Here is a 25,338-nt window from a genome sequence, read left to right as displayed (position 1 = left end):
AGCCGGTGCGGCTGCCCGGGGGGGGGGGGGGCGCGCCCCCCCCCCCCCCCCGCCGCCCCCCCCCCCCCCCCCCCGGGGGGGGCCCCCCCGCGGCCGTCGTACGGACCGGGCTCAGCCGCCGTTCGGGGCGCCGCTGGGCAGCTCCGGCAGATCGGGAACCTTCACCTTGCCGTCCGTCGACCGCTGGAACTTCTCCGTCGGGCCGCCCTCCCAGCTGACGGTCAGGCTCTTGCCGTCCGCACCGGGCTTGAGGCGGCCCACCGTGCGGCTGGTGTCCCCGTCGGTGCACTTCAGCGCCACCATCGACATACCGGCCATCGACTGGACCTTGCCCAGGCACCCGGCCTTGTGGCCCCGGCTGAGGGCGGCCGTGCCGTTCTTGAACACCAGGATGAGCGGGTCGCCGCCCTCCTTGGTCTCCCAGGCGCCCTCCAGCGCCGCGCCCTCGGAGGGCTTGCCGCCCGCGTCGGGTGCCGACGGCGCGGTCGTCTCCTGCTTGCCCGGCTTGTCCTCGGAGTTGCCGCCGCTGCTGCCGCAGCCGCTGAGCAGCATCGCGGCGAGGGCGGCCGCTCCGGTGATCTGCGCTGCCTTGCGCACCTACGTCTCCTCGATCGGTGGGGAGGGGGAAGCCGTGAGGCTAGCAGGAGGGGTGTGGAGGCGAGGTGACGATCGTGCGCCCGCCTCCGCCACCGCTTCTGCCGTTGTCCCCACGGTCGTTGACTGTGGGGTCATGGGGCGAGCGGCGTGGCCGGCGCGGGGAGGATACGGCCGGTGACGTCGCCCAGGCCGATGCGGGCGCCGTCCGCACCGGGGGCCCAGGCGGTGAGGGTCACCTCGTCGCCGTCCCGGAGGAACGGGCCCTTGCCCTCGGTGAGTTCGAGGAGGCAGCCGCGCTGGTCCGGCTCGGGTCCGGAGACCGTGCCGGAGGCGTAGAGGTCGCCGGTGCGCAGGGACGCGCCGTTGACGGTCATATGGGCCAGCTGCTGGGCGGCCGTCCAGTACATCGAGGCGAACGGGGGCCGGGAGACGGTCTCGTCGTTGATCCGGACCTCGATGCGCAGGTCGATGCCGCCCGGTTCGCCCGTCGTGTCGTCGAGGTAGGGCAGCAGCGGGAAGTCGCGGGCGGGCGGGGCGGTGCGGGCGTCGTCGAAGGCGTCGAGCGGGGTGATCCACGCGGAGACGGAGGTGGCGAAGGACTTGCCGAGGAACGGGCCGAGGGGGACGTACTCCCACGCCTGGATGTCGCGCGCGGACCAGTCGTTGACGAGGCAGACCCCGAAGACGTGCTCGCGGAACGACTCCAGGGCGACCGGCTCGTGGAGCGTCGAGGGGGTACCGACGACGAAGCCGACCTCGGCCTCTATGTCGAGACGGCCGGAGGGGCCGAACGTCGGCGCCGCGTCGGCGGGGGCCTTGCGCTGGCCGTTGGGGCGGACGACGGGGGTGCCCGACACCACGACGGTCCCGGCGCGGCCGTGGTAGCCGATCGGCAGGTGCTTCCAGTTCGGCGGGAGGGCGGCGCCGTCCGGGCGGAAGATCTTGCCGACGTTGGTGGCGTGGTGCTCGCTGGCGTAGAAGTCGACGTAGTCGGCGACGTCGAAGGGGAGGTGGAGGGTGACGTCGTCGAGGGGGTGCAGCAGGGGGGCGACGGCGGAGCGGTGCGCGGGATCGGTCAGCGCGGCGCGGACGGCGGCCCGGACCTCGGTCCACACCGGCCGCCCGGCGGCCAGCAGCGGGTTGAGGACTGGCGCGGCCAGCAGCTCGGCGTGGGCGGGGCGGAGGGGCTCGGGCAGCGCGCTCAGATCGAGGACATACCGGCCGTAGCGGACGCCGAGGCGGCGCAGCGCGGGCGCCGCGGGGGTGCTGAACACGCCGTAGGGCAGGGTGTGCGGGCCGAAGGGGTCGCCTTCGGGAAGGTCGAACGGGCTCTGCTCGGACATGACAGCTCCTCGCGTTCGTCGTCACCGGCGGGCGCGGCGTGGTGAACCCGCCCGCCCGGCCGGTGGCCGTGCGGTCGATCAGCAGACTACGGCCCGTCCGGCGCTCGCCGTGGGCCCTGTGGACAACTCCCCGGATGCCTGCCCAGGTGGGGGAAGCGGGGCGAGGGGCGCCGCGGGATCGGGCGTCGGGCGGACGGGGCTCGTACGTGCGCGAGGCCGTACATGCGCGATGCCCGTACGGGGGGAGCCGCCCCGGACACGCAGGGCCCGCGTATCTGCCCCGGGCCGCCCGCCTCGCCCCCTCGGGCCCGCCCCGGCCCCGCCCGGTCGAGGGGCCCGCGCCCGCCCCATCCGCGTGATATCGGAGAAAAAGGGACCACGGAACATACCGGGCACAGGGCTGGTCGGCTGCCGATGGGGTTCGGGGGGCGGGCGCTCACGGTGATCGAACTGGGACCGGATACGCTGGCAGGCGGTGGAGACAGCGACAGATCGACGTTCCGTTTGATCGTCAGCAGACAGGAGTACCCCTCGTGACCGTCGTCGGGCCCTTCGGGCTGAGCGTGCGGGACCAGGCTCTTGAGGCCGATGTCCAGGCCGGGTTGGCGGCTGTCGAGGAGGGCCTGCTGGAGGCCACCAAAAGCGACGTGCCGTTCATCACCGAGTCCGCACAGCATCTCGTCCGCGCGGGCGGCAAGCGGTTCCGGCCGCTGCTCGTCACGCTCGCCGCGCAGTTCGGCGATCCGTACGCCCCCGGTGTGGTGCCCTCGGCCGTCGTCGTCGAGCTGACGCATCTGGCGACGCTGTACCACGACGACGTGATGGACGAGGCGGACGTGCGCCGCGGCGTGGCCAGCGCCAACGCCCGCTGGGGCAACTCCCTCGCCGTTCTGACCGGCGACTTCCTCTTCGCGCGGGCCTCGCACATCCTCGCCGACCTCGGGCCCGAGGCGGTCCGTATCCAGGCGGAGGCGTTCGAGCGGCTGGTGACCGGCCAGATCCTGGAGACCGCGGGGCCGCGCGACGGGCGTGACCCGGTGAGCCACTACCTCGACGTCCTTGCCGGGAAGACCGGTTCGCTGGTCGCCGTGGCCTGCCGCTTCGGTGCGATGATGTCCGGCGCCGACGAGACGGCCGTCGACATCCTCACCCAGTACGGCGAGCGGCTGGGCACCGCCTTCCAGCTGGCCGACGACGTGCTCGACATCGCCAGCGACTCCCACGAGTCCGGCAAGACGCCCGGCACGGACCTGCGCGAGGGCGTCGCCACCCTGCCCGTGCTGTATCTGCGGGCCCGCGCCGAGAGCCCGTCCGGCACCGCCGAGGACCGCGCCCTGTGCGAGCTGCTCGCCGGTGACCTCACGGATGACGCCCGGCACGCCGAGGCGCTCGCCGCGCTCCGCGCCCACCCCGCGCTCGAACAGGCCCGCCGCGACACCGTCCGCCACGTCCAGGAGGCCCGCGCCGTGCTGGCGCCGCTGCCGGACTGCATGGCGAAGACGGCGCTGGAGAGCCTCTGCGACGCGGTGGTGCACCGGGCGGGCTGACCGGAGCGGGCGGCAGCGGCGCGACTGGCCGGTCCCCGGGACCGGCCGATCCGCCTCGCCCCCAGCCTCCGTCAGGGTGCGCGTCACCCTCCCGGTGTAGGTGCGCCGTGGTGCGCTGACCGGATGTCATACCCCAGCAGGAGGACGGGTTGGCTCCGTGGGTTGACGCGGTGTGCCGGGCGTTTTGGTGGGATGGGAGTCACCACAACGCGGCGGTACGGCCACGAAGGGGCCCGGGGGACCGGTGCGCAGCGCGGGCCCGCCGCTCATGACCGGAGGTTAGGCACATGCCACGGAACGAACCGACAGACGCCACCGCAGGCAGCCAGGGCCCGGAGGCGGACGTCCCGGTGCGGCGCCGCAAGGCCGTCCGGTACGGCGTCCCGGTCGCGGTGGCGGGGGTGGTGGCGGCGACGGTCGGGCTGGTCCCGGCGTTCGCTGGATCCGGCTCGCCCGACCTGCCGAAGATCACGGCGCAGCAGCTCCTCGCCAAGATGGCCGCGTCCGGCACCCAGCAGCTGTCCGGCACCGTCCGCGTCACCACGGACCTGGGCCTGCCGTCGCTGACAGGCGCGGGCGGCGCGATGCCGGGCTTCGGCAGCGCGGGCGGCTCCGGCGAGGGCGACGGCAGCGACGCCCCGCAGTCGCCGCGGAACAAGCTGATGGAGCTGGCGTCCGGCGCCCACACTCTGCGGATAGCGGCCGACGGCCCCGCGAAGCAGCGCGTCACCTTCGTCGACGGCGGTTCCGAGTACAGCCTGATCCGCGACGGCGACCGCACCTGGGCGTACGACGGCGGCAGCAACACCGCCGTCCGCTCCGGGCGTCCCGCGGGCGCCGCGCACGGCCCGCGGCTCGGTGCGGGTCTGCCGCGGGACCTGGCCGGGGCCACCCCGCAGGACCTCGCCCGGCAGGCGCTGAAGGCAGCGGGGGACACCACGTCCGTCACCGTCGGCGCCACCGCGAAGGTCGCCGGGCGGGACGCGTACCAGCTGGTGCTGACGCCGAAGCAGTCCGGGTCGACGGTCGGATCGGTCCGGATCGCGGTCGACGCCGCCAACGGCGTGCCGCTGAAGTTCTCACTGCTGCCCCGGAGCGGGGGCGACGCCGTCGTGGACGCGGGCTTCACCACCGTCGACTTCGCCCGCCCGGCCGCCTCCTCGTTCGCCCCGCCCCACGACGCGAAGATCGTCGACGGCGCACGCATAGCCCAGGGGAAGGGCCACGGCGGTGGTCTCCAGGGGCAGCACGGCGGCAAGGACTTCGAGGGTTTCAAGGAGTTCCGGGGCGAGGAGGGCGCGCGAAACGCCGCGGGTCCGCACGGTGTCACGGTCCTCGGCAAGGGCTGGACCGGCGTCGCCGTGCTCAAGGGGGCCGGCTCCCTGCCGACCGGCAAGGGCGGTGCGGCCGCGTTCCTCGACAGCCTCGGCGACACGGTGCACGGCGACTTCGGCTCCGGCCGGGTCTTCAGCACCCGCCTGGTCAACGCCCTGCTGACCGACGACGGCACGGTCTACGTCGGCGCCGTCGACCAGCAGACCCTCGTCAGCACGGCGAACACGGCCCACGCCGCCAAGTAGGCCCATCGGTCTCAGGGGCGCCCGACGCCAACCGGCGCGCCCCTGGGCCGGAACGGCCGATGCCCGTACGAGCCGGGACACCCCCGGCACCGGCCAGGCCCGGGCCGCCGCCCCCGTCCTAGCCCAACGACTCATCCGCAGCCGCCGGAAGCGGGTCCGGGCCCCCCGCCTCCCGGTGCGCCGGGCCCCCGGTCGCCGCGGCCGCGCTCTCGGAGACTGCGACTTCGGAGGCTGTGCCCTCGGAGACCGCGGCGGAGGCCCGGCGCCTCGCAGCCGCCACCGCCGCCCGTGCGGCGCGGGCGGTCCGCAGCGCGTCCCAGGTCAGCAGCGCCAGCGCCAGCCACACCAGGGCGAAACCGGCCCACCGCTCCGGCGGCATCGACTCGTGGAAGACCAGCAGGCCCAGCGCGAACTGGAACGTCGGCGCCAGATACTGCAGCATCCCGATCGTCGTCAGCGGCAGCCGGACCGCCGCGGCGCCGAAGCAGATCAGCGGCACCGCCGTCGCCACCCCGCATCCCGCGAGCAGCAGCGCCGTGCCGATGCCGCCGCTCACGAACACCGAGTCGTCGCGTACGCCGAGGAAGACCAGGAAGCCCACCGCGGGCACGAACTGCATCGCCGTCTCTGCGGCGAAACCGTCCACGCCGTCGAGCTTGATGCCCTTCTTCAGCAGCCCGTACGTCGCGAACGAGAAGGCCAGGACCAGCGAGATCCACGGCACCCGGCCATAGGCAAGGGCCATCACGAGCACCGCGAGGGTGCCCACGCCCACCGCCGTCCACTGCAACGGCCGCAGTCGCTCCCGCAGCACCAGCACCCCGAAGGCGATGCTGACCAGCGGATTGATGAAGTACCCGAGCGACGCTTCCAGGACGTGCCCGGAGTTCACCGCCCAGATGTACAGGAACCAGTTGACGGAGATGACCGCCGAGCACGCCGCGACCAGCGCCATCCGGCGCGGCTGCCGCAGCAGCGGACGCACCCACGACCAGCGGCGCAGCACCGCCAGGATGAGCGCGGCGACCGGCAGCGACCACGCCATGCGGTGCGCGAGGATCTCGGCCGGAGAGGCGGCGTCCAGCAGATGCCAGTAGAGCGGCAGCAGCCCCCACATGCCGTACGCGGCGAGACCGTACGTGAGCCCCGTGCGCTGCGTGTTCCCAGACTCCAAGGGGCCCTCCCGTTGCTGCCCGGCCGCTCCGGGCGCGGCGCCGATCCTGTGACGGTAGCGCCGCGCCGCCCGCCTGTCATGTGCGTATCGGCATACGGTCATGACTGTCCGGCGACGCCTCGGCACACTGCCCGCCACCGACGAACGCCCTGGTCACGGCCCCGGAACGCGCCGGTGCCCCCACCGGGCGAGCCGGGTGGCTCGCGCCCGTGGGGGCACCGGGGAGAACGCGCAGGCGCGGCCCTCAGCCGACGACCGTCCAGGTGTCGTTACCGGCCAGCAGGGCGCCGAGGTCGCCCTTGCCCTGCTGCTCGACGGCGGCGTCCAGCTGTTCGGCCATCAGAGTGTCGTAGACCGGGCGCTCGACGTCGCGCAGCACACCGATGGGGGTGTGGTGCAGCGTGTCCGGGTCGGCGAGGCGGGAGAGCGCGAACGCGGTGGTGGGCGACGGGCTGTGCGCGTCGTGCACGAGGATGGAGTCGGTGCCCTCCTCCTGCACGTCGACGACCCGCAGGTCACCGGTGGCCGGGTCGCGGACCACGCCCTTGGCGCCGAGGCCGTCCGGGGCGGGCACGCCGAACCGGATCGGCTGCCCGTGCTCCAGCCGGATGACGGCCTCCTCCGCCTTCTCCTTGTCCTTGAGGACCTCGAAGGCGCCGTCGTTGAAGATGTTGCAGTTCTGGTAGATCTCGACCAGCGCGGTGCCAGGGTGGTCGGCGGCGGCGCGCAGCACCGAGGTGAGGTGCTTGCGGTCGGAGTCGACGGTGCGGGCCACGAACGACGCCTCCGCGCCGAGCGCCAGCGACACCGGGTTGAACGGCGCGTCCAGCGACCCCATCGGCGTCGACTTGGTGATCTTGCCGAGCTCGGAGGTGGGGCTGTACTGGCCCTTCGTCAGACCGTAGATCCGGTTGTTGAACAGCAGGATCTTGAGGTTGACGTTGCGGCGCAGGGCGTGGATGAGGTGGTTGCCGCCGATGGACAGCGCGTCGCCGTCGCCGGTGACGACCCAGACGGACAGGTCGCGGCGGGAGGACGCCAGGCCCGTGGCGATCGACGGGGCGCGGCCGTGGATCGAGTGCATCCCGTAGGTGTTCATGTAGTACGGGAAGCGGGAGGAGCAGCCGATGCCGGAGACGAAGACGATGTTCTCCTTCGCCAGCCCCAGGTCGGGCATGAAGCCCTGCACGGCGGCGAGGACGGCGTAGTCACCGCAGCCGGGGCACCAGCGGACCTCCTGGTCCGACTTGAAGTCCTTCATGGACTGCTTGGCCTCGGCCTTGGGCACCAGCGCCAGCGCCTGCGGCCCGGCCGCCGGCCCCGGGATCGTCTCAGTCATTGATGGCCTCCTTGAAGACCTCGGCGAGCTGCTCGGCCTTGAACGGCATTCCGCTGACCTGGGTGTACGAGCGCGCGTCCACCAGGAACTCGGCGCGCAGCAGGGTGGCGAGCTGGCCGAGGTTCATCTCCGGCACGATCACCTTGTCGTAACGCGCCAGGACCTCGCCCAGATTCCGCGGGAAGGGGTTGAGGTGGCGCAGATGGGCCTGCGCGATGCGCTGCCCCGCGCCCCGGACGCGCCGCACGGCGGCGGTGATCGGGCCGTACGTCGAGCCCCAGCCCAGTACGAGGAGGCCCGCGCCCGCGCCGTCCTCACCGGCCGGGTCGTCGACCTCCAGGTCCGGCACCTCGATACCGGCCACCTTCGCCTGGCGGGTGCGGACCATGAAGTCGTGGTTGGCCGGGTCGTAGGAGATGTTGCCCGTGCCGTCCTGCTTCTCGATGCCGCCGATACGGTGCTCCAGGCCCGGCGTGCCGGGAACCGCCCAGGGGCGCGCGAGGGTCTGCTCATCGCGCTTGTACGGCCAGAAGACCTCGGTGCCGTCCGCCAGCTGGTGGTTGGGCCCGGTGGCGAACTGGACGCGCAGGTCGGGGAGCCCGTCGGTCTCCGGGATGCGCCAGGGCTCGGAGCCGTTGGCGAGGTAGCCGTCGGAGAGCAGGAACACCGGGGTGCGGTAGGTCAGCGCGATCCGGGCGGCGTCCAGGGCGGCGTCGAAGCAGTCCGCGGGGGTCTTCGGCGCCACGATCGGCACCGGCGCCTCGCCGTTGCGGCCGTACATCGCCTGGAGCAGGTCGGCCTGCTCGGTCTTGGTCGGCAGGCCCGTGGAGGGGCCGCCGCGCTGGATGTCGACGATCAGCAGCGGCAGTTCGAGGCTGACGGCGAGGCCGATGGTCTCCGACTTCAGCGCCACACCGGGGCCGGACGTCGTCGTCACCGCGAGCGAACCGCCGAACGCCGCGCCGAGCGCCGCGCCGATGCCCGCGATCTCGTCCTCGGCCTGGAACGTCCGCACGCCGAAGTTCTTGTGCTTGGACAGCTCGTGCAGGATGTCGGAGGCCGGGGTGATCGGGTACGAGCCCAGGTAGACCGGCAGATCCGCCTGACGGCCCGCGGCGATCAGCCCGTAGGAGAGCGCCAGGTTGCCGGAGATGTTGCGGTACGTCCCCGTCGGGAACGCCTTCGACGCCGGGGCGACCTCGTACGAGACGGCGAAGTCCTCCGTCGTCTCACCGAAGTTCCAGCCCGCCCGGAAGGCCGCGACGTTCGCCTTGGCGATGTTCGGCTTCTTCGCGAACTTCGCCGCCAGGAACTTCTCGGTGCCCTCGGTCGGCCGGTGGTACATCCACGACAGCAGGCCCAGCGCGAACATGTTCTTGCTGCGCTCGGCCTCCTTGCGGGAGAGCCCGAAGTCCTTCAGCGCCTCGACCGTCAGCGTGGTGAGCGGCACCGGGTGGACGCGGTACGCCTCCAGCGAACCGTCCTCCAGCGGGCTGGTGGCGTAGCCGACCTTCGCCATCGGGCGTTTGGTGAATTCGTCGGTGTTGACGATGATCTCCGCGCCGTGCGGCACGTCCGCGAGGTTCGCCTTCAGGGCGGCGGGGTTCATCGCCACCAGGACGTCGGGGGCGTCACCCGGGGTGAGGATGTCGTGATCGGCGAAGTGCAGCTGGAAGCTGGAGACGCCGGGGAGGGTCCCGGCGGGGGCGCGGATCTCGGCGGGGAAGTTCGGCAGCGTCGACAGGTCGTTGCCGAAGGACGCGGTCTCCGATGTGAACCGGTCGCCCGTGAGCTGCATGCCGTCACCGGAGTCGCCCGCGAACCGGATGATCACCCGGTCCAGACGCCGGATCTCCTTGTCTGTGCCCCCGTCACCAAAGGAGCGCTGTTCCCCGACGTGCGCTCCGTCGGCCTGTTCGGCTGTGCTGCTGACCTGGCTGGTCACTGCTTCGGACCTCCCTAGAGGGGTACGGCTCCCCGCCGGAGGGCGGGATCGGGACATGTCGTGCCGACCGGACGGTCCCCTCACCATCGTACGGGGGTAAGGGTCGCCTTCCCTGGGTCGATCGCATGGTGGACGTCGCCATGAGATGACGGCTGGTTGCGAATTGTCATGAAAACACTGGTTACGTCGCCCTCGCCGGGGACGCTCCGGGCTCCGGTGACGGTCCGACATTGGTGGTAGGACCCCGGACCTACGTCCTCGGGGGCGCGCGGCGCATGCCTGGTCCAGGGCGGCGCGGCGGAGGCGTCACGGCCGGAGGTAGGTGAGGACGGCGAGCACCCGACGGTGATCCCCGTCACTCGGCGCCAGGCCCAGCTTCAGGAAGATGTTGCCGATGTGCTTCTCCACCGCGCCGTGGCTGATCACCAGCTCCCGGGCCACGGCCGCGTTCGTCCGGCCCTCCGCCATCAGGGCCAGCACCTCCCGCTCGCGCGGTGTCAGCCGGTCCAGCGCCTCCTGTCGACGGCTGCGGCCCAGCAGTTGGGCCACCACCTCGGGGTCGAGCGCGGTACCGCCGCCTGCGACCCGCACCACCGCGTCGACGAACTCCCGCACCTCGGCGACGCGGTCCTTGAGCAGATAGCCGATGCCGCGGGTCGACCCGGCAAGCAGCTCGGTCGCGTACTGCTCCTCGACGTACTGCGACAGCACCAGCACACCGACCTCCGGATGCGCCCGCCGCAGCGTGAGAGCGGCCCGCACCCCCTCGTCGGTGTGGGTCGGCGGCATCCGTACGTCGGCCACGACCACGTCGGGCGGCGTACCGGCGGCGGCCAGTTCGCCGACCGCCGCGACCAGCGCGTCACCGTCTCCGACACCGGCCACGACGTCGTGCCCGCGGTCGGTCAGCAGCCGCGTCAGCCCCTCCCGCAGCAGCACCGAATCCTCGGCGATGACCACCCGCACCCTGTCCTCCACGTCGCCCGTCTCTCCCGAAGCGCCCATGCGCCGCCACCCCGCGCCACCCCGGCGCGGCACCTCAGCATCCCAGCATCCGGACGCGGAGGGGGAGAAACGGGGGGAGCGAGGCGCGGGGCGGAAGGGGAACATGAGGTTCCTGGGGCGGTCAGCTCTCCCGGGGCGCCGGGCCTTCCCGGAGCGCCGGGCTCCGTACGGTTTCCGGGGCGCCGCCGTGCGGGGCGGGTGCCGCCCCGGGCCCGGCGCCCGTTCCCGGCCCGGGGGTGGCCCCCGGCCAGGGGCCGAGCAGGACGCGTACCAGGGCCCGGTCCGGGACGGTCAGCGCGTACGTCACCCGGGGCAGGGCGAGGACGAGCAGCAGGCCCACGGCGGCGGCGAGCGCGATCTCGGGCGGGGTCTCGACGTATCCGGAGAAGGTGCCGGGGGCGGTGTCCGGGTTCCACACCTGGATGCCCGGCTGGCTCAGGTAGCGCGGGAACGTCCACCGCCACAGCGGATACAGCAGCAGCGACCAGCCGAGCGCCCAGTACGTCACCGTGAACACGAAGGCGGCCACCGCCCAGGGGAAGCGCAGGAAGCAGCAGAGCAACTGCCGCCAGGACGAACCGTCCCGCAGCAACGCGCCGGTCCACCGCACCACGCCGCCCCCGGCCGCCCGCACCGGTGGCGGTGCCGCCACGGTCACCCCCAGGAGTGCGCGGGCCCGCGCCCGCTCCATGGCGCCCAGCCCCCGCGCCCCCGCGAGCCCCGCCGCGAACACCGGGATCCCCGCGACCGTCACCAGCAGTCCCGCGCTCAGGGCGCACAGCGTCGTCGCGTACGCGAACAGCGCCACGGCCACCGGGAGATTGGTGAGGAGGTAGAGGAACGCGCGCCAGGTACGCCCCGAGAAGGGGGCGCGCAGCGCCAGGAGTACGCGGGGGGCGCCCGCCCGCCGCTCGGAAGCCGTGGCCATCGTCATGCCGTCCGTCCTGTCGGTGTACCTGGAGTCGGGGGTGCTTGATATCGGGGGTGCCTGATGTCGGGGGTGCCTGATGTCGGGCGTGGCCGATCGCCGGACGCGGCCTGGAGGCGGCCCGGGCGTCCGGATGCGGTGTGGCGGCGTGGCGCGGCGGCCGTGGCGCCGTGGTGCGGGCGCGGTGTGGTCAGGGGGCCGGGGCGGTGCCCGTGGTGCGGCCGCGCCAGGGGAGGGCGGCGGTGATCCGGGTGGGGCCGCCCGGCGGCGAGTCCAGGGTGAAGGCGCCGTCCACCGACGCCAGCCGGTCGGCGAGCCCCGCCATGCCGCCGCCCGGTACCCGCCGGGCGCCGCCGTGTCCGTCGTCCGTGACCGTCACCAGCAGTCGCCTGCCGGTCCGCCGCACCCCGACGGCGGCGGACCGCGCCCCGGAGTGCTTGGAGACGTTCTGCAGCAGCTCGGAGACGGTGAAGTACACGATCCCCTCGATGGCCGGTACCGGGCGCTCCGTCAGCTCCACGGAGACGGACACCGGGGCCGTGCAGCGCCCCGCCAGCGACGTCAGGGCCGGGCCGAGGCCGCGGTCCGTGAGGATCGCCGGATGGATGCCCCGGGCCAGATCCCGCAGCTCCTGGAGGGCCAGCTTCACCTCGCCGTGCGCCTCGTCCACCATCGCGGCGGCCGCCTGCGGATCCTCCGTCAGCTTCTCCTTCGCCAGCCCGAGCCCCATCGCGAGCGCCACCAGACGGGCCTGCGCGCCGTCGTGCAGATCCCGCTCGATGCGCCGCAGATCCGCCGAGGCGGTGTCGGTCACCTTCTCGCGGTCCGCCTCCAGCTCGGCGATCCGCCGCTCCAGCTCGTCCGACGGCGACAGGAGTCCGCGCACCATGGCCCGGTCGACGTCGGTCAGCAGGCGCGCCGCCCAGGGCAGCAGCGGCCAGCCCGCGACGAGCAGGACGAGGCTGAGATTGAAGGTCAGCACCACCCACGGCAGCCGGACGAGCGCGAACAGCGCGTGCCGCCACCCCACCGGGTCCGTCAACCGCGCCCACAGCCTGGGGAAGAACCCCGGCTCGCGGGCGCGCAGCGGGGACGGTTCCGGTATCCGCAGGCCCAGCAGCCCACGGGCCCGCGCCCGCTCCAGCCGTCCGTACCACCGGCACGCCGCCAGGCCCACGGCCAGCAGCGGCAACCCGACCACCGTGATCGACAGCCCCAGACCCAGCGCCAGCCACACCAGCACCACCACGAACGCGAGCACGCCCAGCGGCAGATTGGTCAGCAGGTACCCGATCTCCCGCCAGGTCGTGGGGGAAAGGGCGGCGCGCGGGCGGGGCGCTGGCGCCCCCTCGTCCTCGCGTCCGCCGTCCGGGGTCACGGTCTGTGTCATACGGCAAGCCTGCCCGGACGCCGCGCCGCCTGCCATGGGGTGCACGGGTCGGGTGGGGGTGGGGTTGTCCCCACCCCCACAGGGACGGCCGGGCCTCCCCGGGTGCGGCCGCCCCCGGACGTCCCCGGGGAGGCCACCCGCCCGCCCCTCGGGCCGACTTGCCCCTGTGCGGGGGTACTCGCCCCGGTACCGGCTCTGACCTGCCCGTTTGCCGGTTCCGTCGGCGCTTCCGGTGGACAGGGGACGCGGAGGTGACCGTAGGGTGTCGCCGTGCGTACAGGGGAGGGGTGAGGGGAGATGGCGCGGGATATCGGCGGCCGGTCGCCGGGGGCGGACACCACTCGGCCGCGGCAAACCCGGCACACACCCCCGTACGGGGCCAAAAACCCGACGGATGGCGGCCGTTGGGCATGCCGCCTCCACCGGACGGGGGCCCCGGCGTGAGCGCGGCCGTGGGCGCCCCCGAGGAGCGGCGCACCACCCTGAGCCGGGTCCCGCCCGTCACCGGGCGAGGCCGCCGCGCCGGCCTCGTCGCCCCGTCCGGGGAGCCCGTAGGGGCGCTCCTGCCGGAGCTGCTGCGGCTGCTCGGCGAGCGCCCGGCCGGACCCGGCGCGCAACGGCTGGCCACCGCCGACGGCGCCGTCCTCGCACCGCACGACTCCCTTGCGCTACACGGCTCCCCCGCCGCCGCCCGTCTCGCGGACGGTGCCGAACTCCCTCTCGTCCAGGCCCCGTTCACGCCCGGCACCCGCCCCGGGCGCGGCCTTGCCGCCGACGTCGCCGCCCCGCTGCTCGCCGCCCTCCTGCGCCTCCTGTGTCTTCTGGCCGCCCTCCCGGTCACGCTCCTCGCCCTGCGCACCATGGACCCGCCGCGCACCGCACTGCGGCGCGCCGTCGCCCGCACCGAGTCGGCGGCGGTCGTGGCCCTGATCCCGGTGACGGTGGGCGCCCTCGGCGGGTACGCCCTGCTGCGGGACGCGTTCTGACGCGCAGCGGCGGAGGAGCGGACGAGCGGATGAACGGTACGGAACGGGTGAGCCGGGGCCGGGGACTGCCGGTTACGGAGGCGGCGGACCCGTTGGCGGCACCCGGCCGGCTGGAACCGCAGGCGGTACCCGAACGGTCGGAGCGGGTGGGCCCAGGAGAACGGCCAGAGGCAACGGAGCGGCCGGTCCGCCCGGAGGCACCGGGAGCACCGGGGGAAGAGGGGCGGCGGGGCATGGAGGCGCAGACGCAGAACGGAACGGGCGGTGTGTCCGGGGCACCCGGAGCAGACGCCTCGGGGGTGCCCGGAGGGGGTGTCTCAGGGGCGCCTGCGGCGGTGCCGGGGGCGCCCGGGCAGGTGGCGCACGCCGGGGGAGAGGCGGCGGGGCCCGGTCCGGCCGTGATGCCGGGTGGGCCGGGCCCGGGGCCGTATGCCGTGTCAGCTCCGGGGCCGGGGGGCACGGCAGGGCCGATGCCGGTTGCCGGAACGGGCCCGCATCCGGGTGCCGCGTCGGACGCGCCTCCGGGGCCGACGCCGGGCGCGGCTTCAGGTGCGACGCCGGGCGGGGCTTCAGGCGCGATGACAGGCGGGGCGCTGCCCCCGGCTTCGCCCGCGCCACCGGGCCCGGGCCTGCTGCCCCCGGCTTCGCCCGCGCCCGCGCCACCGGGCCCGGGCCCGGCCGTATCCGGGCCCCCGGCCCGGGCGCAGGCCCCGGCCGTCCCCGTTGACCTGCGCCCGGGTCCGGCGCAGGCCCCGGCCACCCCCGTCACTCCAGGCCCGGCCCAGCCCCCACCCACCCCTACCGCCCCCACGGACGCCGCCCTCGCCCCCGTCCCCGTCCCCGGGCGGTACGGGCGACCCGGGCTTCCCGCGCGTACGCCCGTGTCCGTACCGCTGTTGCCGCCCGAACTCGCCGACGGGCAGCCCACACCGCGGCGGGGTGACCCGTTGGGGCGGCGGGCCGGACGGGCGTTGCGGAAGGTGTTCGCCTCGTCGCCGGCCATCGAGACGGCGACGGTCACGAAGGCGGCGTACGCCATCCGGCAGCCGGTGGTCACCGGGCGGCAGATCGCGGTCTCCAGCATCCGTGGCGGCGCGGGCAAGTCCACCGTCGCGGCGCTGCTCGCGCTGACCTACGCCCACCACCGGCCCGACCCGGTCCTCGCCGTCGAGGCCGATCCGGCGCTCGGCACCCTGCCGCACCGGCTGGGCGCGCGCGAGGTGCGCTGGTCGGGCAGCGATCTGGCGGAGATCGTCGACCCGTCGATGCAGATCACCGACCTGACCGGCTATCTGCTGCCGTTCGCGGGCGGCGGCTGGCTGCTGCCCGGCAGCCAGGGCGCGATCGGCACCCGGCTGGACCTCGACACGTACCGCGTCGTCATGACCTCGCTGCGGCGGCACTTCGCCGCCACCGTCGTCGACTGCGAGACCCTGCCCGCCGAGGTGGCCCGCACCGCGCTGGTCACCACGCAGGCACGTGTACTGGTCACCCCGGCCACCCCCGAGGGCGTCGCGGCCACCCGCTCCGTACTGGACTGGGTGGGCGGTCTGCACCCGGGCCTGCTGCCGACCACCGTCGTGGTCCTCACCCATCTGGCACCCGACACCGGCATCGACGCCCGTAAGGCCGCCACCCACCTCGGCGCGGGCGGCGCGGCGGTGCTGCCGTTGCCCTACGACCGCCACCTGGCCGCGGGCGGCGCGATCCGTACGGAACTGCTGGGAGCACGCACCCTCGCGGCCACCGCCCGGATCGCCGCCGAGGTGATGAACCGCGCGGTCTCCCGCGAACCAGGCCGCCGCCCGTCCGACCGGACCGCCCGCGGCGGCGAACCGTACGTCGCCCACGGCGTCGTCCGCCCCGCCGGATCCACGACCGCTCATCCGCGGCCGGCTCCCGATGCGGCTCCGACGGTCGTCCCGGGCGCCGCCGGGCCGGTCGCGCCCGCTGCCGGTCCGGCCACGGTCCTCCCCGTGGTGCCAGTCGCCGCCCCCGGTGCCGGGCCGCTCCCTGGTAACGGGCCGCAGCCCCACACGCCGCCCGGCCCGCAGCAGCCGCAGCAAACCCAGGGCCAGCCCCCGCACCAGAACCACCACCCACACCAACCCCACCGGCAGCCCTCGCTCCCGCAGCAGATCCAGACGGCACATCAGGGCCGGACATCGCAGCAGTACCAGACGCCGCAGCAGTACCAGACGCCGCAGCAGTACCAGGCGACACAGTCGGGGCAGGTGGCGCAGCCGACCCACGTCCCGCAGCCAGGACAGATGGCGCAGCCACCCCACGTCTCACAGCAGCCTCCGCCCCCACAATCACCCGCTTCATCCCCCGCATCACTCCAGCCCCCTGTGCCCTCAGAGGTCCACCCGTACATGCAGCCCCACCCGCCGTACGCCGCCCAGCAGCTGCCCCCGGCACAGCAGCACCCCCAGGCAACCCCGTACGGGCAGCCACCACACCAGCCCCCTCCCACCGCCACCCCTCCCCGTCAACCGGAACCCCTGCGCGCCACCCGGCACCCCCAGGCACCGCCCCCGGGCGCGGACCGGTCCCCCTTCGACGGACCGCCCGACGAACGGAGCCCCTTCGACGGCGGCCCGCTGCCCCGCCCGGACAGCGCCGGAGCCTGACCGCATGGTGGGCAGGACCGTCCGGCAGCCGGTTGCAGAGCCGGGACGAAGTGGGGCCAACGCCACCGCTGACGTGACGCAGCTGCTCAGCGCGGGGAGCGCAGGGCCTAGACTCCGTGAGTACAGATCGTCGAAGTCGTTGAACAAGCGCAGTCAGGGAGCGAGGGGCGGACGTGCCGGACGACACGACCGTGCGCACCATCAGCAGCGCCGCGGAGTACTTCCAGGGGTATTCCTTCGTCGGCCTGGTCGCCGTCGTCGGTGTCCTCTTCGTGGCCGTGGCCTTCGGCGCCGGGCGGTTGCTGCGGCCCGTGGTGCCGACGCCCGAGAAGCTGCTGACGTACGAGTGCGGTGTGGACCCGGTCGGCGAGGGCTGGGCGCACACCCAGGTCCGCTACTACGTCTACGCGTTCCTCTACGTGATCTTCGCCGTCGACTCGATCTTCCTGTTCCCCTGGGCGACGGTCTTCGCCGCCCCCGGCTTCGGTGGCGTCACGCTCGTGGAGATGTTCATCTTCCTCGGCTTCCTCACCGTCGGCCTGCTCTATGCATGGAAGAAGGGCGTCCTGGAATGGACGTGACCCCCGCCCCCGGCGGCGCGTCGGCAGCGGCCGAGGGCTCTGCCCGCACCGATCTGCCGATGCCGCGCCGCCTGGGCACGCTCGCCCGCCTCGCGCCCGAACCGATGAAGGTGGTCCTCAACTGGGGCCGCCGCTACAGCCTGTGGGTCTTCAACTTCGGCCTCGCCTGCTGCGCCATCGAGTTCATCGCCGCCTCCATGGCGCGCCACGACTTCATCCGGCTCGGCGTCATCCCGTTCGCGCCCGGCCCGCGCCAGGCCGACCTGATGATCGTCTCGGGCACGGTCACCGACAAGATGGCCCCGGCCGTCAAGCGTCTCTACGAGCAGATGCCCGAGCCGAAGTACGTCATCTCCTTCGGCGCCTGCTCCAACTGCGGCGGCCCCTACTGGGACTCGTACTCGGTGACCAAGGGCGTTGACCAGATCATTCCGGTGGACGTGTACGTACCGGGCTGCCCGCCCCGCCCGGAGGCGCTGCTGCAGGGCATCCTGAAGCTCCAGGAGAAGATCGCCCGCGAATCGCTGGGTGAGCGCTACGCGACCGGCCCGGCCGCCGCGCCCTCGGTGAACGCGCTGCGCAGCGGCCTGGTGGCGCCCCCGAAGCCCGGCCTGTCCACCACGGCGGAACCCGGCGGTCCGGGGGAGGAGCCCCGATGAGCGAGCCGACGAGCGAATCGACGAACGGGTCGGCGAACGGACCGGTGGACGAGCCGACGAACGAGCCCGTGGACGGCGCCGTGGACGGTGCGGGCGAGGCGGCCGAGCCCGTCGTCGGCTGGCTGCCCGGCCCGGCGAGCGTCCTCTTCGGCACGGGCGCCACCGCGGAAGCCGCCTACGACCTGCTGACCGTCGACGTGCCGGCCGACCGCTGGATCGAGGCCCTGACCGCCGCCCGCACCGCCCTGGGCTGCACCTTCTTCGACTGGCTGAGCGCCGTCGACGAGCCCGGCACCGGCTTCCGGATCTGCGCCCACCTCGCCGATGTGTCCCGGCCCGGCACCGTCCGCCGACTCCTCGTCCGTACGACCGTGCCGCACGACGCGCCGGTGCTGCCCACCGCCACCGGCGTCTACGCGGGCGCCGCCTGGCACGAACGCGAGACGTACGAGATGTTCGGCGTGGACTTCACCGGCCACCCGCACCTCGTCCCGCTGCTGCTCCCGGAGAACTTCGAGGGCCACCCGCTGCGCAAGGACTTCGTCCTCGCCGCGCGGGTCGCCAAGGCATGGCCGGGCGCCAAGGAACCGGGCGAGTCCGAGCACGGCGGCCCCAAGCGCCGCCAGATGCTGCCGCCCGGAGTCCCCGACCCGAACGAATGGGGCCCACTCAAGGGCCAGCTGCCCCCGGCCCCGGCCCGCCCGGCACGCGGCGCCCGCGCGGCCGGTGGCGCCCGCGCCGCCGGTGCCGGACGGACGGCCGGTACGGGACGCGCCGGAGCGGCGGGGGAGCGCCCGGCCGCGGGGGAGCGTCCGGCCGCGGGGGAGCGTCCGGCCGCGGGGGAGCGCCCGGCGAGGCGCACCCGCTCGGCGACCGCGGGGTCGGCCAGCCAGCGTGCGGCCACCACCGGGCCGGAGCAGCCTGCGTCGGACCAGCCCGCGTCGGACCAGCCTCCGTCGGACCAGCCCGAGGCCGGTGGCCCGGCCACTGCCCCTGCTACGTCGACGGGGCCTGCGGCTCCGGCCGCACCGACCGGACCTGCGGCTTCGGCCCGGCCGGAAGCGTCGGCGAAGCCTGAGGCGTCGGCGAAGCCTGAGGCGTCGGACGCGCCCTGGCACCACGCCCGCCCGGCCTTCGAGGAACCCGAGCCCACCCCGGCCGACGAGGCCACTCCCACGCAACCGGACACGACCTCCGACGGCACCGGTACGAACGACAAACCCGGCCCCGAAAAGGAAACCGGCCCCGGCAAGGAAACCGGCCCGGACGAGCAGTCCGGCACCGACAAGGCCACCGTTCCGGACGAGAACGAGAAACCCGGCACCGACAAGGACACCGGCACCGGTATGGACGCCGGTACGGACAAGGGCACCCCCACCCAGGACCCGGCAGGAGGCGACACCCCATGAGCGACGCTCTCGACATCGTGGTGCGCCTGCTCGCCGTCTTCGTCGCCTTCCTCGTCCTCCCGCTGGTCGTCGGGCAGACCGAACACAAGGTCATGGCCCATATGCAGGGCCGCCTCGGACCGATGTACGCGGGCGGGTTCCACGGCTGGGCGCAGCTCGTCGCCGACGGGGTGAAGTTCGCGCAGAAGGAGGACATCGTCCCGGCCGGTGCCGACCGGCGGATCTTCCAGCTCGCGCCCGCCGTCGGACTGCTGCCGTATCTGCTGGTCCTCGCCGCCATCCCGATCGGCCCGCACAACGCCGTCGGCCAGAGCCTCGACGCGGGCCTCTTCTTCGTCCTCGCGGTGATGGGCGTCGGTGTCCTCGGCTCGATCATGGCGGGCTGGGCGTCGGCCAACAAGTTCTCGCTGCTCGGCGGCTTGCGCACGGCCGCCCAACTGCTCGCCTACGAACTGCCGATGTTGCTCGCCGCCGCCTCCGTCGCGATGGCCGCCGGAACCCTCTCGCTGCCCGGAATCCTCGAATCCTTCCACTGGTGGTGGGTGCCGTGGCAGCTCATCGGCGGTGTGGTCTTCTTCGTGGCCGGCCTCGCCGAGCTGCAACGGCCACCGTTCGACATGCCGGTCGCCGACTCGGAGATCATCTTCGGCGCGTACACCGAGTACACCGGCCTGCGGTTCGCGCTCTTCCTGCTCGCCGAGTACGCGGGCATCATCGTGCTCTGCGCGCTGACCTCCGTCCTCTTCCTGGGCGGCTGGCACGGGCCGTTCGGCGCCGACGGCCTCGGCTGGCTGTGGACCCTGCTGAAGACCGCCGTCCTCGCCTTCGGCGTCATCTGGCTGCGGGTCACCTACCCGCGGCTGCGCGAGGACCAGCTGCAAAAGCTCGCCTGGACCGTCCTGATCCCGCTCGCCCTCGTCCAGATCGCCCTCACCGGCGTCGTCAAGGTGGTGACCTCCTGAGATGGCCGTGGACAAGAAGCCCAAGCCGTCCGGTTTCCCCGGCTCCGGGCTCGCCAAGGGCCTCGCCGTCACTCTCCGGACGATGACGAAGCGCAGCGTCACCGCGCAGTACCCCGACGTCCAGCCCGACCTGGCGCCGCGCACCCGCGGCGTCATCGGGCTGTTCGAGGAGAACTGCACTGTCTGCATGCTCTGCGCCCGCGAATGCCCCGACTGGTGCATCTACATCGACTCCCACAAGGAGACGGTGCCGCCCGCCGCCCCCGGCGGCCGCGAACGCAGCCGCAACGTCCTCGACCGCTTCGCCATCGACTTCTCCCTCTGCATGTACTGCGGTATCTGCATCGAGGTCTGCCCCTTCGACGCCCTCTTCTGGTCACCGGAGTTCGAGTACGCCGAGACCGACATCCGCGAACTGACCCACGAGCGCGACAAACTCCGCGAGTGGATGTGGACCGTGCCCGAACCGCCCGCCCTCGACCCCGCCGCCGAGGAACCCAAGGAGATCGCCGCCGCCCGTAAGACGGCCGACAAACTGGCCGCCCAGCAGGCCGCCGCCGACGCCGAGAGCCCCGGGGAGGAGGCGTGACGCTCGCCGCCGCAAGCCACGGCTTCCTCACCTCGTCCGGCGTCGAGATCGCCTTCCTCCTCGTCGGCCTCGTCACCCTCGGCGCCGCGGTCGTCACCGTCACCACCCGGCAGCTCGTCCACGCTGCGCTCTGGCTGGTCGTCGCCCTCGGCGGCACCGCCGTCGAATACCTGCTGCTGACCGCGGAATTCATCGCCTGGGTACAGGTCCTGATCTACGTCGGCTCCGTCGTCGTCCTCCTTCTCTTCGGGCTGATGCTCACCAAGGCGCCCATCGGCCGGTCGCCGGACGCCGACTCCGGCAACCGCTGGGCCGCCGTCGCCGTGGCCGCGGCCTCCGCCGTCGCCCTGGTGTGGGTCGTCGTCGACGCGTTCCGCGCCACCTGGATCGAACTCGGCACCCCGCAGGGCACCACCGAGACCACCGGCCGCAGCCTCTTCCAGTACTGGGTGCTCCCCTTCGAAGCCCTCTCCGTCCTGCTGCTCGCCGCCCTGGTCGGCGCAATCGTCCTCTCCCGCAAGGACACCGACACGGCGAGCACCGGCGACGGCGGTACGCCCCCGGGCCCGGGTACACCCCCGGCCCCCGGCCGCACGGCCCCGGCCGCCCGCACGGCCACCGGCCCCGTCGCCACCCCCGGCCCCGCCCCGCGAGAGGAGCAGCGCTGATGCATCTCGTCTATCCGGCCGTCCTCGCCGCCCTCCTCTTCTGTACCGGTCTGTACGGCGTGCTCGCCCGACGCAACGCGATCCTGGTGCTGATGTCCGTCGAGCTGATGCTCAACGCCGTCAACCTCAACCTCGTCGCCTTCGACGCCTGGCTGCGCGACACCCTCCACGCCGGTCAGGCACTGACCCTCTTCACCATCGCCGTCGCCGCCGCCGAGATCGGCATCGGTCTGGCGATCGTGCTGCTCGTCCACCGCCACCGCGGCATCTCCGACATCGACCGGCTGCGTGACCTCGCCGACACGCCGGGCACCCCGGACGCCGACGCCACGGACCAGCAGCCGCAGCCGGACACCAAGGCGGAGGCCACCGCGTGACACCCACGACCACCGCCGTCCTCGTCCCCTTCCTGCCGTTCCTCGGCGCGGTCGCGGGGCTCTTCCTGGGCCGCCGCGCCCCCGGCTTCGTCCGGCCGCTCGCGGTGCTGCCCACACTCGCGGCTGCCGCGCTCGCCGCCGTCGTCGCCGCCGGAGTGGGCACCGGGCCCGCCACCGACGTCGCCACCCGGCTCACCCCGACCGGCTCCGTCCCCATCGACCTGGCCCTGCACCTCGACGGCTTCGCCGTACTGATCGCCGTGCTGGTCGGTGTGGTCGCGACCTGCGTGCAGATCTACTCCACCGGCTATCTGCGCGACGACCCGCGCTACCCGTCGTACGCCGCGCTGGTCTCGCTCTTCACCTCCGCGATGCTGCTCGTCGTCTACACCGGCGACCTGATGGTGCTGCTCGTCGGCTGGGAAGTCATGGGCATCTGCTCGTACTTCCTCGTCGGCCATTACTGGGAGACCGAGGCCGCCCGCGCCGCCTCCCTCAAGGCGTTCCTCGTCACCAAGCTCGGCGATGTCCCCTTCCTCTTCGGCATCTTCGCGCTCGCCGCCGACACCGGGACCTTCCGCATCACCGGCATCCTCGGCTCCGTCGCCCGCGATGGTCTCGACCACCCGACGCTGATCGCGCTGCTGCTGCTCGCCGGTGTCGCGGGCAAGTCCGCGCAGTTCCCGCTGCACACCTGGTTGCCCGACGCCATGGCCGGTCCCACCCCCGTCTCGGCGCTCATCCACGCCGCGACGATGGTCGCCGCCGGTGTCTATGTCGTCGCCCGGCTCCTCCCCGTCTTCGCCGCCTCCGCCGCGGCGCTGGTCGTCCTCGCCGTCATGGCCGCGATCACCATGATCGGATCCGGTCTGGCCGCGCTCGCCCAGGACGACGTCAAACGCGTCCTCGCCTACTCGACCGTCGGCCAGCTCGGCTACATGACCGGCGCCCTGGCCGTCGGCGACCGCGGCGCCGCCGTCTTCCACCTCCTCTCCCACGGAGCCTTCAAGGCCCTCCTCTTCCTGGGCGCCGGGGCGCTCATCCACGCCGCCGGTACCAACTCGCTCTCCGCCATGTCCCGGATGAGCGGCCTCGACCGGCGCGTCCCCGACGCCTACTGGACCGTCACCGTCGCGCTCCTCGCGCTCGCCGCCGTCCCGCCGTTCTCCGGCTTCTTCTCCAAGGAAGCCGTCCTCGGTGCCGCCGAGCACGCCGCCACCGGTGGGGCCGCGGGAATCCCCGGTGCAGCCGGGTGGACCGTCCTGATCTCCGGGCTGATCGCCGCCCTCCTCACCGCCGGATACGCCACCCGGCTGTGGCTGCTCGCCTTCCGCGGCAGCGGACCCGAGGCCCCCGACCACGGCCCGCAGCCCCTCGCCATGAAGGCCGTGCTGTGGGTCCTCTTCGTCCCCACCGCCGCCTTCGGCCTGGCCGCCCCCTTCCTGCCCGACTGGTTCGACGGACGCTCGCTCATCCCGACCCTCACCACCTCCGTCCTCGGCACCGGCATCGTCCTCGTCGGCGGCCTCGTCACCTACGCGACCTGGCGCCACACCACCGCCCCGGCCACCCGCACCGCGGCGGTCGGCGCCGCCACCGACCCCGGCCGGGTGCTGCTCGGGCCGCTGTACCGCCCGGCGGCCGCCGGTTTCCACCTCGACGCCGTCTACCGCGCGCTGTTCGTCCGGCCCGTCCGCGCCGCCGCGGTCCTCGTCCGCTTCCTCGACCGTGAGGTCGTCGACACCTACGTCCGCGCCGCCGGCACCGGCCCCCGCTGGCTGGGCGCCGCCGTCCGCCGCGCCCAGACCGGCAACGTGCAGACCTACCTCGGCGCGCTGCTCGCGGGCGCGCTCGTCCTGGCCGTCGCCGCCGTCCTCGTCGCCACGGGCACCGGAGCCTGACCATGAATCACACCGCTATGCAGCTGCTCCTCGCGGGCGTCGTCGTGCTCCCGCTCCTGGGCGCCGTCGGCGCGCTGCTCCCGGCCCCGCCCGGTCTCCGCGGCCGCGGCCCCGACCAGGCCGTACTGCGCCACGGCGTGACCGTCACCGGCGTCGTCCTCGCGGCGGCCGTGGCCCTCGCCATCGGCTTCGACCACGGCCACCCGGCCCGGATGCAGGCCACCACCGACATCCGCTGGATCCCTGCGCTGGACATCCGCGTCCACCTCGGCATTGACGGCATTTCGCTCCCCCTCGTCGTCCTGACCGCGCTGCTGACCTTCCTCTGCGCGCTCTACAGCTACTTCTCGGTGCCCAAGGGGCCGTCCCCCAAGGCGTTCGTCGCGCTGCTGCTTCTCCTGGAATCCGGCACTCTCGCCACCTTCGCCGTCCTCGATCTCGTGCTGTTCTTCCTCGCGTTCGAGATGGTGCTCATCCCGATGTACTTCCTCATCGCCCGCTGGGGCGGTAATTCCGGAGGCGCGGCGCCCGGCACTCCGTCCGGCCGGGAGTCGGGCGGCCGGCAGGCGGCCGCCTGGAAGTTCATCCTCTACACGCTGCTCGGCTCCGTCGTCATGCTGCTCGGTTTCCTCCTCATCGGAGTAAAAACCGGCACGTTCGATATGGTTGCACTCGCCGCTGACAACGGACCGAAATCCCAGCTCAGCCACACCGTTCAGCTCGTCGCGGTGCTCGCGATCGGCATCGGACTGGCCGTCAAGTCGCCGCTGTGGCCGCTGCACAGCTGGCTGCCGGACGCCCACACCGCCGCCCCCACCGTCGGCTCGGTGCTGCTCGCCGGTGTCCTGCTGAAGATGGGCACGTACGGCTTCGTGCGGATCGCGCTGCCGATCGCACCCGAGGGCATGCACACCTTCGCGCCCTACCTCGCCGCCCTCGCCGCCGTCGGCATCATCTACGGCTCGCTCGCCTGCCTCGCGCTGGTCCGCAAGGGTGCCAAGGGCGACCTGAAACGGCTGATCGCGTACAGCTCCGTCGGCCACATGGGCTTCGTGCTGCTCGGCATCGCCTCCATGACGCCCACCGGCGTCAACGGCGCGCTCTTCGCCAACATCGCCCACGGCCTCATCACCGGCCTGCTCTTCTTCCTGGTCGGCGCCCTCAAGGACCGCACCGGCACCACCGACCTCGACACCCTCGCCGGTACCACCGGCGCCGCCCTCTACGGCCGCGCGCCCCGCTTCGGCGCCCTCCTCGCCTTCGCCGCCGTCGCCTCCCTGGGCATCCCCGGGCTCGCCGGTTTCTGGGGCGAGATGCTCGCCATGTTCGGCGCGTTCCACCCGGCCCCCGGTCTCAGCCGCCCCGCGTTCCTCACCTTCATGGCGCTGGCGGGGCTCGGCACCCTGCTGACCGCCGCGTATCTGCTGCTCGTCGTCCGCCGCGTCTGTATGGGCGCCACCCCCGAGGCTGCCGAGCCCGCCGCCGCGGTCGAGGAGGGCACCGCCTCCCCGGACGAGGCCGCGCACCGCGCCGCCCCGGACGCGAACCGGCCCGCCACCGGGAGCCCGGGGGCGGGGCCCGTGATCCCCGACATCGCACGCCACGAATACGCGGCCTGGACCCCCCTCGCCGCCCTCACCGTCCTCGCCGGACTGTGGCCCGCGGCCCTCCTCGGCCTCACCGACCCGGCCGTCCAGCAGCTCCTCGGAGGCGGCAAGTGACCAG

General features: G+C 73.6%; 21 protein-coding genes. 13 read left to right on the top strand and 8 right to left on the bottom strand.

What is annotated here, in order from left to right:
• Nucleotides 1-111: 111 nt before the first annotated feature.
• Both ACFWWQ_RS13910 and fahA read right to left on the bottom strand, forming a co-directional pair.
• Entirely contained in the window at nucleotides 112-597 is a 486-nt protein-coding gene (locus ACFWWQ_RS13910) for a hypothetical protein (protein ID WP_384595119.1), read from the bottom strand.
• A gap of 131 nt (nucleotides 598-728) precedes the next feature.
• A complete protein-coding gene (gene fahA / locus ACFWWQ_RS13905; RefSeq protein ID WP_384595116.1) occupies nucleotides 729-1,940 on the bottom strand; it encodes a fumarylacetoacetase in 1,212 nt (403 codons plus the stop codon).
• Nucleotides 1,941-2,473: 533 nt separating this feature from the next.
• Between fahA and ACFWWQ_RS13900 the strand changes: the two genes are divergently transcribed.
• Nucleotides 2,474-3,487 carry a polyprenyl synthetase family protein gene (locus ACFWWQ_RS13900; protein WP_384595113.1) on the top strand — a complete coding sequence of 338 codons (1,014 nt, stop codon included), beginning with the start codon at nucleotides 2,474-2,476 and terminating at the stop codon, nucleotides 3,485-3,487.
• A 287-nt stretch (nucleotides 3,488-3,774) separates the two neighbouring features.
• Nucleotides 3,775-5,067: an outer membrane lipoprotein carrier protein LolA gene (locus ACFWWQ_RS13895; protein ID WP_384595110.1), complete on the top strand. Its 1,293-nt coding sequence runs from the start codon at nucleotides 3,775-3,777 to the stop codon at nucleotides 5,065-5,067.
• A gap of 118 nt (nucleotides 5,068-5,185) precedes the next feature.
• Here the strand turns inward: ACFWWQ_RS13895 and rarD are convergent, their stop codons facing one another.
• The 6 genes from rarD to ACFWWQ_RS13865 form a co-directional block, all read right to left on the bottom strand.
• Nucleotides 5,186-6,241, bottom strand: a complete 1,056-nt coding sequence (gene rarD / locus ACFWWQ_RS13890) for an EamA family transporter RarD (RefSeq protein ID WP_384595107.1) — start codon at nucleotides 6,239-6,241, stop codon at nucleotides 5,186-5,188.
• A 244-nt stretch (nucleotides 6,242-6,485) separates the two neighbouring features.
• The gene (locus ACFWWQ_RS13885) at nucleotides 6,486-7,580 is read right to left on the bottom strand and encodes a 2-oxoacid:ferredoxin oxidoreductase subunit beta (RefSeq protein ID WP_384595104.1); all 1,095 of its coding nucleotides are present in this window, start codon (nucleotides 7,578-7,580) and stop codon (nucleotides 6,486-6,488) included.
• Nucleotides 7,573-9,525: a 2-oxoacid:acceptor oxidoreductase subunit alpha gene (locus ACFWWQ_RS13880; RefSeq protein WP_384595101.1), complete on the bottom strand. Its 1,953-nt coding sequence runs from the start codon at nucleotides 9,523-9,525 to the stop codon at nucleotides 7,573-7,575. The genes ACFWWQ_RS13885 and ACFWWQ_RS13880 overlap by 8 nt, the downstream gene beginning before the upstream one ends.
• Nucleotides 9,526-9,831: 306 nt before the next feature.
• Complete coding sequence (locus tag ACFWWQ_RS13875) at nucleotides 9,832-10,530, bottom strand: LuxR C-terminal-related transcriptional regulator (RefSeq protein ID WP_384595098.1); 699 nt, start codon at nucleotides 10,528-10,530, stop codon at nucleotides 9,832-9,834.
• Nucleotides 10,531-10,651: 121 nt separating this feature from the next.
• Nucleotides 10,652-11,464 carry a sensor domain-containing protein gene (locus ACFWWQ_RS13870; RefSeq protein WP_384595095.1) on the bottom strand — a complete coding sequence of 271 codons (813 nt, stop codon included), beginning with the start codon at nucleotides 11,462-11,464 and terminating at the stop codon, nucleotides 10,652-10,654.
• Between the two features lie 184 nt (nucleotides 11,465-11,648).
• Nucleotides 11,649-12,848 carry a sensor histidine kinase gene (locus tag ACFWWQ_RS13865; RefSeq protein ID WP_384595092.1) on the bottom strand — a complete coding sequence of 400 codons (1,200 nt, stop codon included), beginning with the start codon at nucleotides 12,846-12,848 and terminating at the stop codon, nucleotides 11,649-11,651.
• Nucleotides 12,849-13,288: 440 nt separating this feature from the next.
• On the opposite strand from ACFWWQ_RS13865, the gene ACFWWQ_RS13860 reads away from it, so the two are divergent.
• The 11 genes from ACFWWQ_RS13860 to ACFWWQ_RS13810 all read left to right on the top strand — a co-directional run bounded on the left by ACFWWQ_RS13860 (nucleotide 13,289) and on the right by ACFWWQ_RS13810 (nucleotide 25,334).
• Nucleotides 13,289-13,834, top strand: coding sequence for an EsaB/YukD family protein (locus ACFWWQ_RS13860; RefSeq protein ID WP_384595089.1), 546 nt, complete (start codon nucleotides 13,289-13,291; stop codon nucleotides 13,832-13,834).
• Between the two features lie 881 nt (nucleotides 13,835-14,715).
• Nucleotides 14,716-16,467 carry a hypothetical protein gene (locus ACFWWQ_RS13855; RefSeq protein WP_384595086.1) on the top strand — a complete coding sequence of 584 codons (1,752 nt, stop codon included), beginning with the start codon at nucleotides 14,716-14,718 and terminating at the stop codon, nucleotides 16,465-16,467.
• Nucleotides 16,468-16,640: 173 nt separating this feature from the next.
• A complete protein-coding gene (locus tag ACFWWQ_RS13850) occupies nucleotides 16,641-17,048 on the top strand; it encodes an NADH-quinone oxidoreductase subunit A (RefSeq protein ID WP_143941903.1) in 408 nt (135 codons plus the stop codon).
• The gene (locus ACFWWQ_RS13845; RefSeq protein WP_384595083.1) at nucleotides 17,039-17,707 is read left to right on the top strand and encodes an NADH-quinone oxidoreductase subunit B; all 669 of its coding nucleotides are present in this window, start codon (nucleotides 17,039-17,041) and stop codon (nucleotides 17,705-17,707) included. The genes ACFWWQ_RS13850 and ACFWWQ_RS13845 overlap by 10 nt, the downstream gene beginning before the upstream one ends.
• Nucleotides 17,704-19,116, top strand: coding sequence for an NADH-quinone oxidoreductase subunit C (locus tag ACFWWQ_RS13840; RefSeq protein WP_384595080.1), 1,413 nt, complete (start codon nucleotides 17,704-17,706; stop codon nucleotides 19,114-19,116). The genes ACFWWQ_RS13845 and ACFWWQ_RS13840 overlap by 4 nt, the downstream gene beginning before the upstream one ends.
• Complete coding sequence (gene nuoH / locus ACFWWQ_RS13835; RefSeq protein ID WP_384595077.1) at nucleotides 19,113-20,078, top strand: NADH-quinone oxidoreductase subunit NuoH; 966 nt, start codon at nucleotides 19,113-19,115, stop codon at nucleotides 20,076-20,078. Before ACFWWQ_RS13840 ends, nuoH begins: the two co-directional genes overlap by 4 nt.
• A gap of 1 nt (nucleotide 20,079) precedes the next feature.
• Nucleotides 20,080-20,667 (top strand): NuoI/complex I 23 kDa subunit family protein, encoded by a 588-nt coding sequence (locus tag ACFWWQ_RS13830; RefSeq protein WP_384595074.1) that lies wholly within the window; start codon nucleotides 20,080-20,082, stop codon nucleotides 20,665-20,667.
• Nucleotides 20,664-21,335, top strand: a complete 672-nt coding sequence (locus tag ACFWWQ_RS13825) for an NADH-quinone oxidoreductase subunit J (RefSeq protein ID WP_384595071.1) — start codon at nucleotides 20,664-20,666, stop codon at nucleotides 21,333-21,335. The genes ACFWWQ_RS13830 and ACFWWQ_RS13825 overlap by 4 nt, the downstream gene beginning before the upstream one ends.
• A complete protein-coding gene (gene nuoK / locus ACFWWQ_RS13820; RefSeq protein WP_143941897.1) occupies nucleotides 21,335-21,712 on the top strand; it encodes an NADH-quinone oxidoreductase subunit NuoK in 378 nt (125 codons plus the stop codon). The genes ACFWWQ_RS13825 and nuoK overlap by 1 nt, the downstream gene beginning before the upstream one ends.
• On the top strand, nucleotides 21,709-23,613 hold the full coding sequence (locus tag ACFWWQ_RS13815; protein ID WP_384595067.1) for an NADH-quinone oxidoreductase subunit L: 1,905 nt from the start codon (nucleotides 21,709-21,711) through the stop codon (nucleotides 23,611-23,613). Before nuoK ends, ACFWWQ_RS13815 begins: the two co-directional genes overlap by 4 nt.
• Nucleotides 23,614-23,615: 2 nt before the next feature.
• On the top strand, nucleotides 23,616-25,334 hold the full coding sequence (locus ACFWWQ_RS13810; RefSeq protein ID WP_384595064.1) for a NuoM family protein: 1,719 nt from the start codon (nucleotides 23,616-23,618) through the stop codon (nucleotides 25,332-25,334).
• The last annotated feature ends 4 nt before the right edge of the window (nucleotides 25,335-25,338 follow it).

The organism is Streptomyces sp. NPDC059080 (assembly GCF_042739975.1).
GTDB classification, from domain to species: domain Bacteria; phylum Actinomycetota; class Actinomycetes; order Streptomycetales; family Streptomycetaceae; genus Streptomyces; species Streptomyces benahoarensis.
The sequence above is the reverse complement of the archived record's forward strand: the minus strand, read 5'-3'. Positions and strand labels throughout refer to the sequence as shown.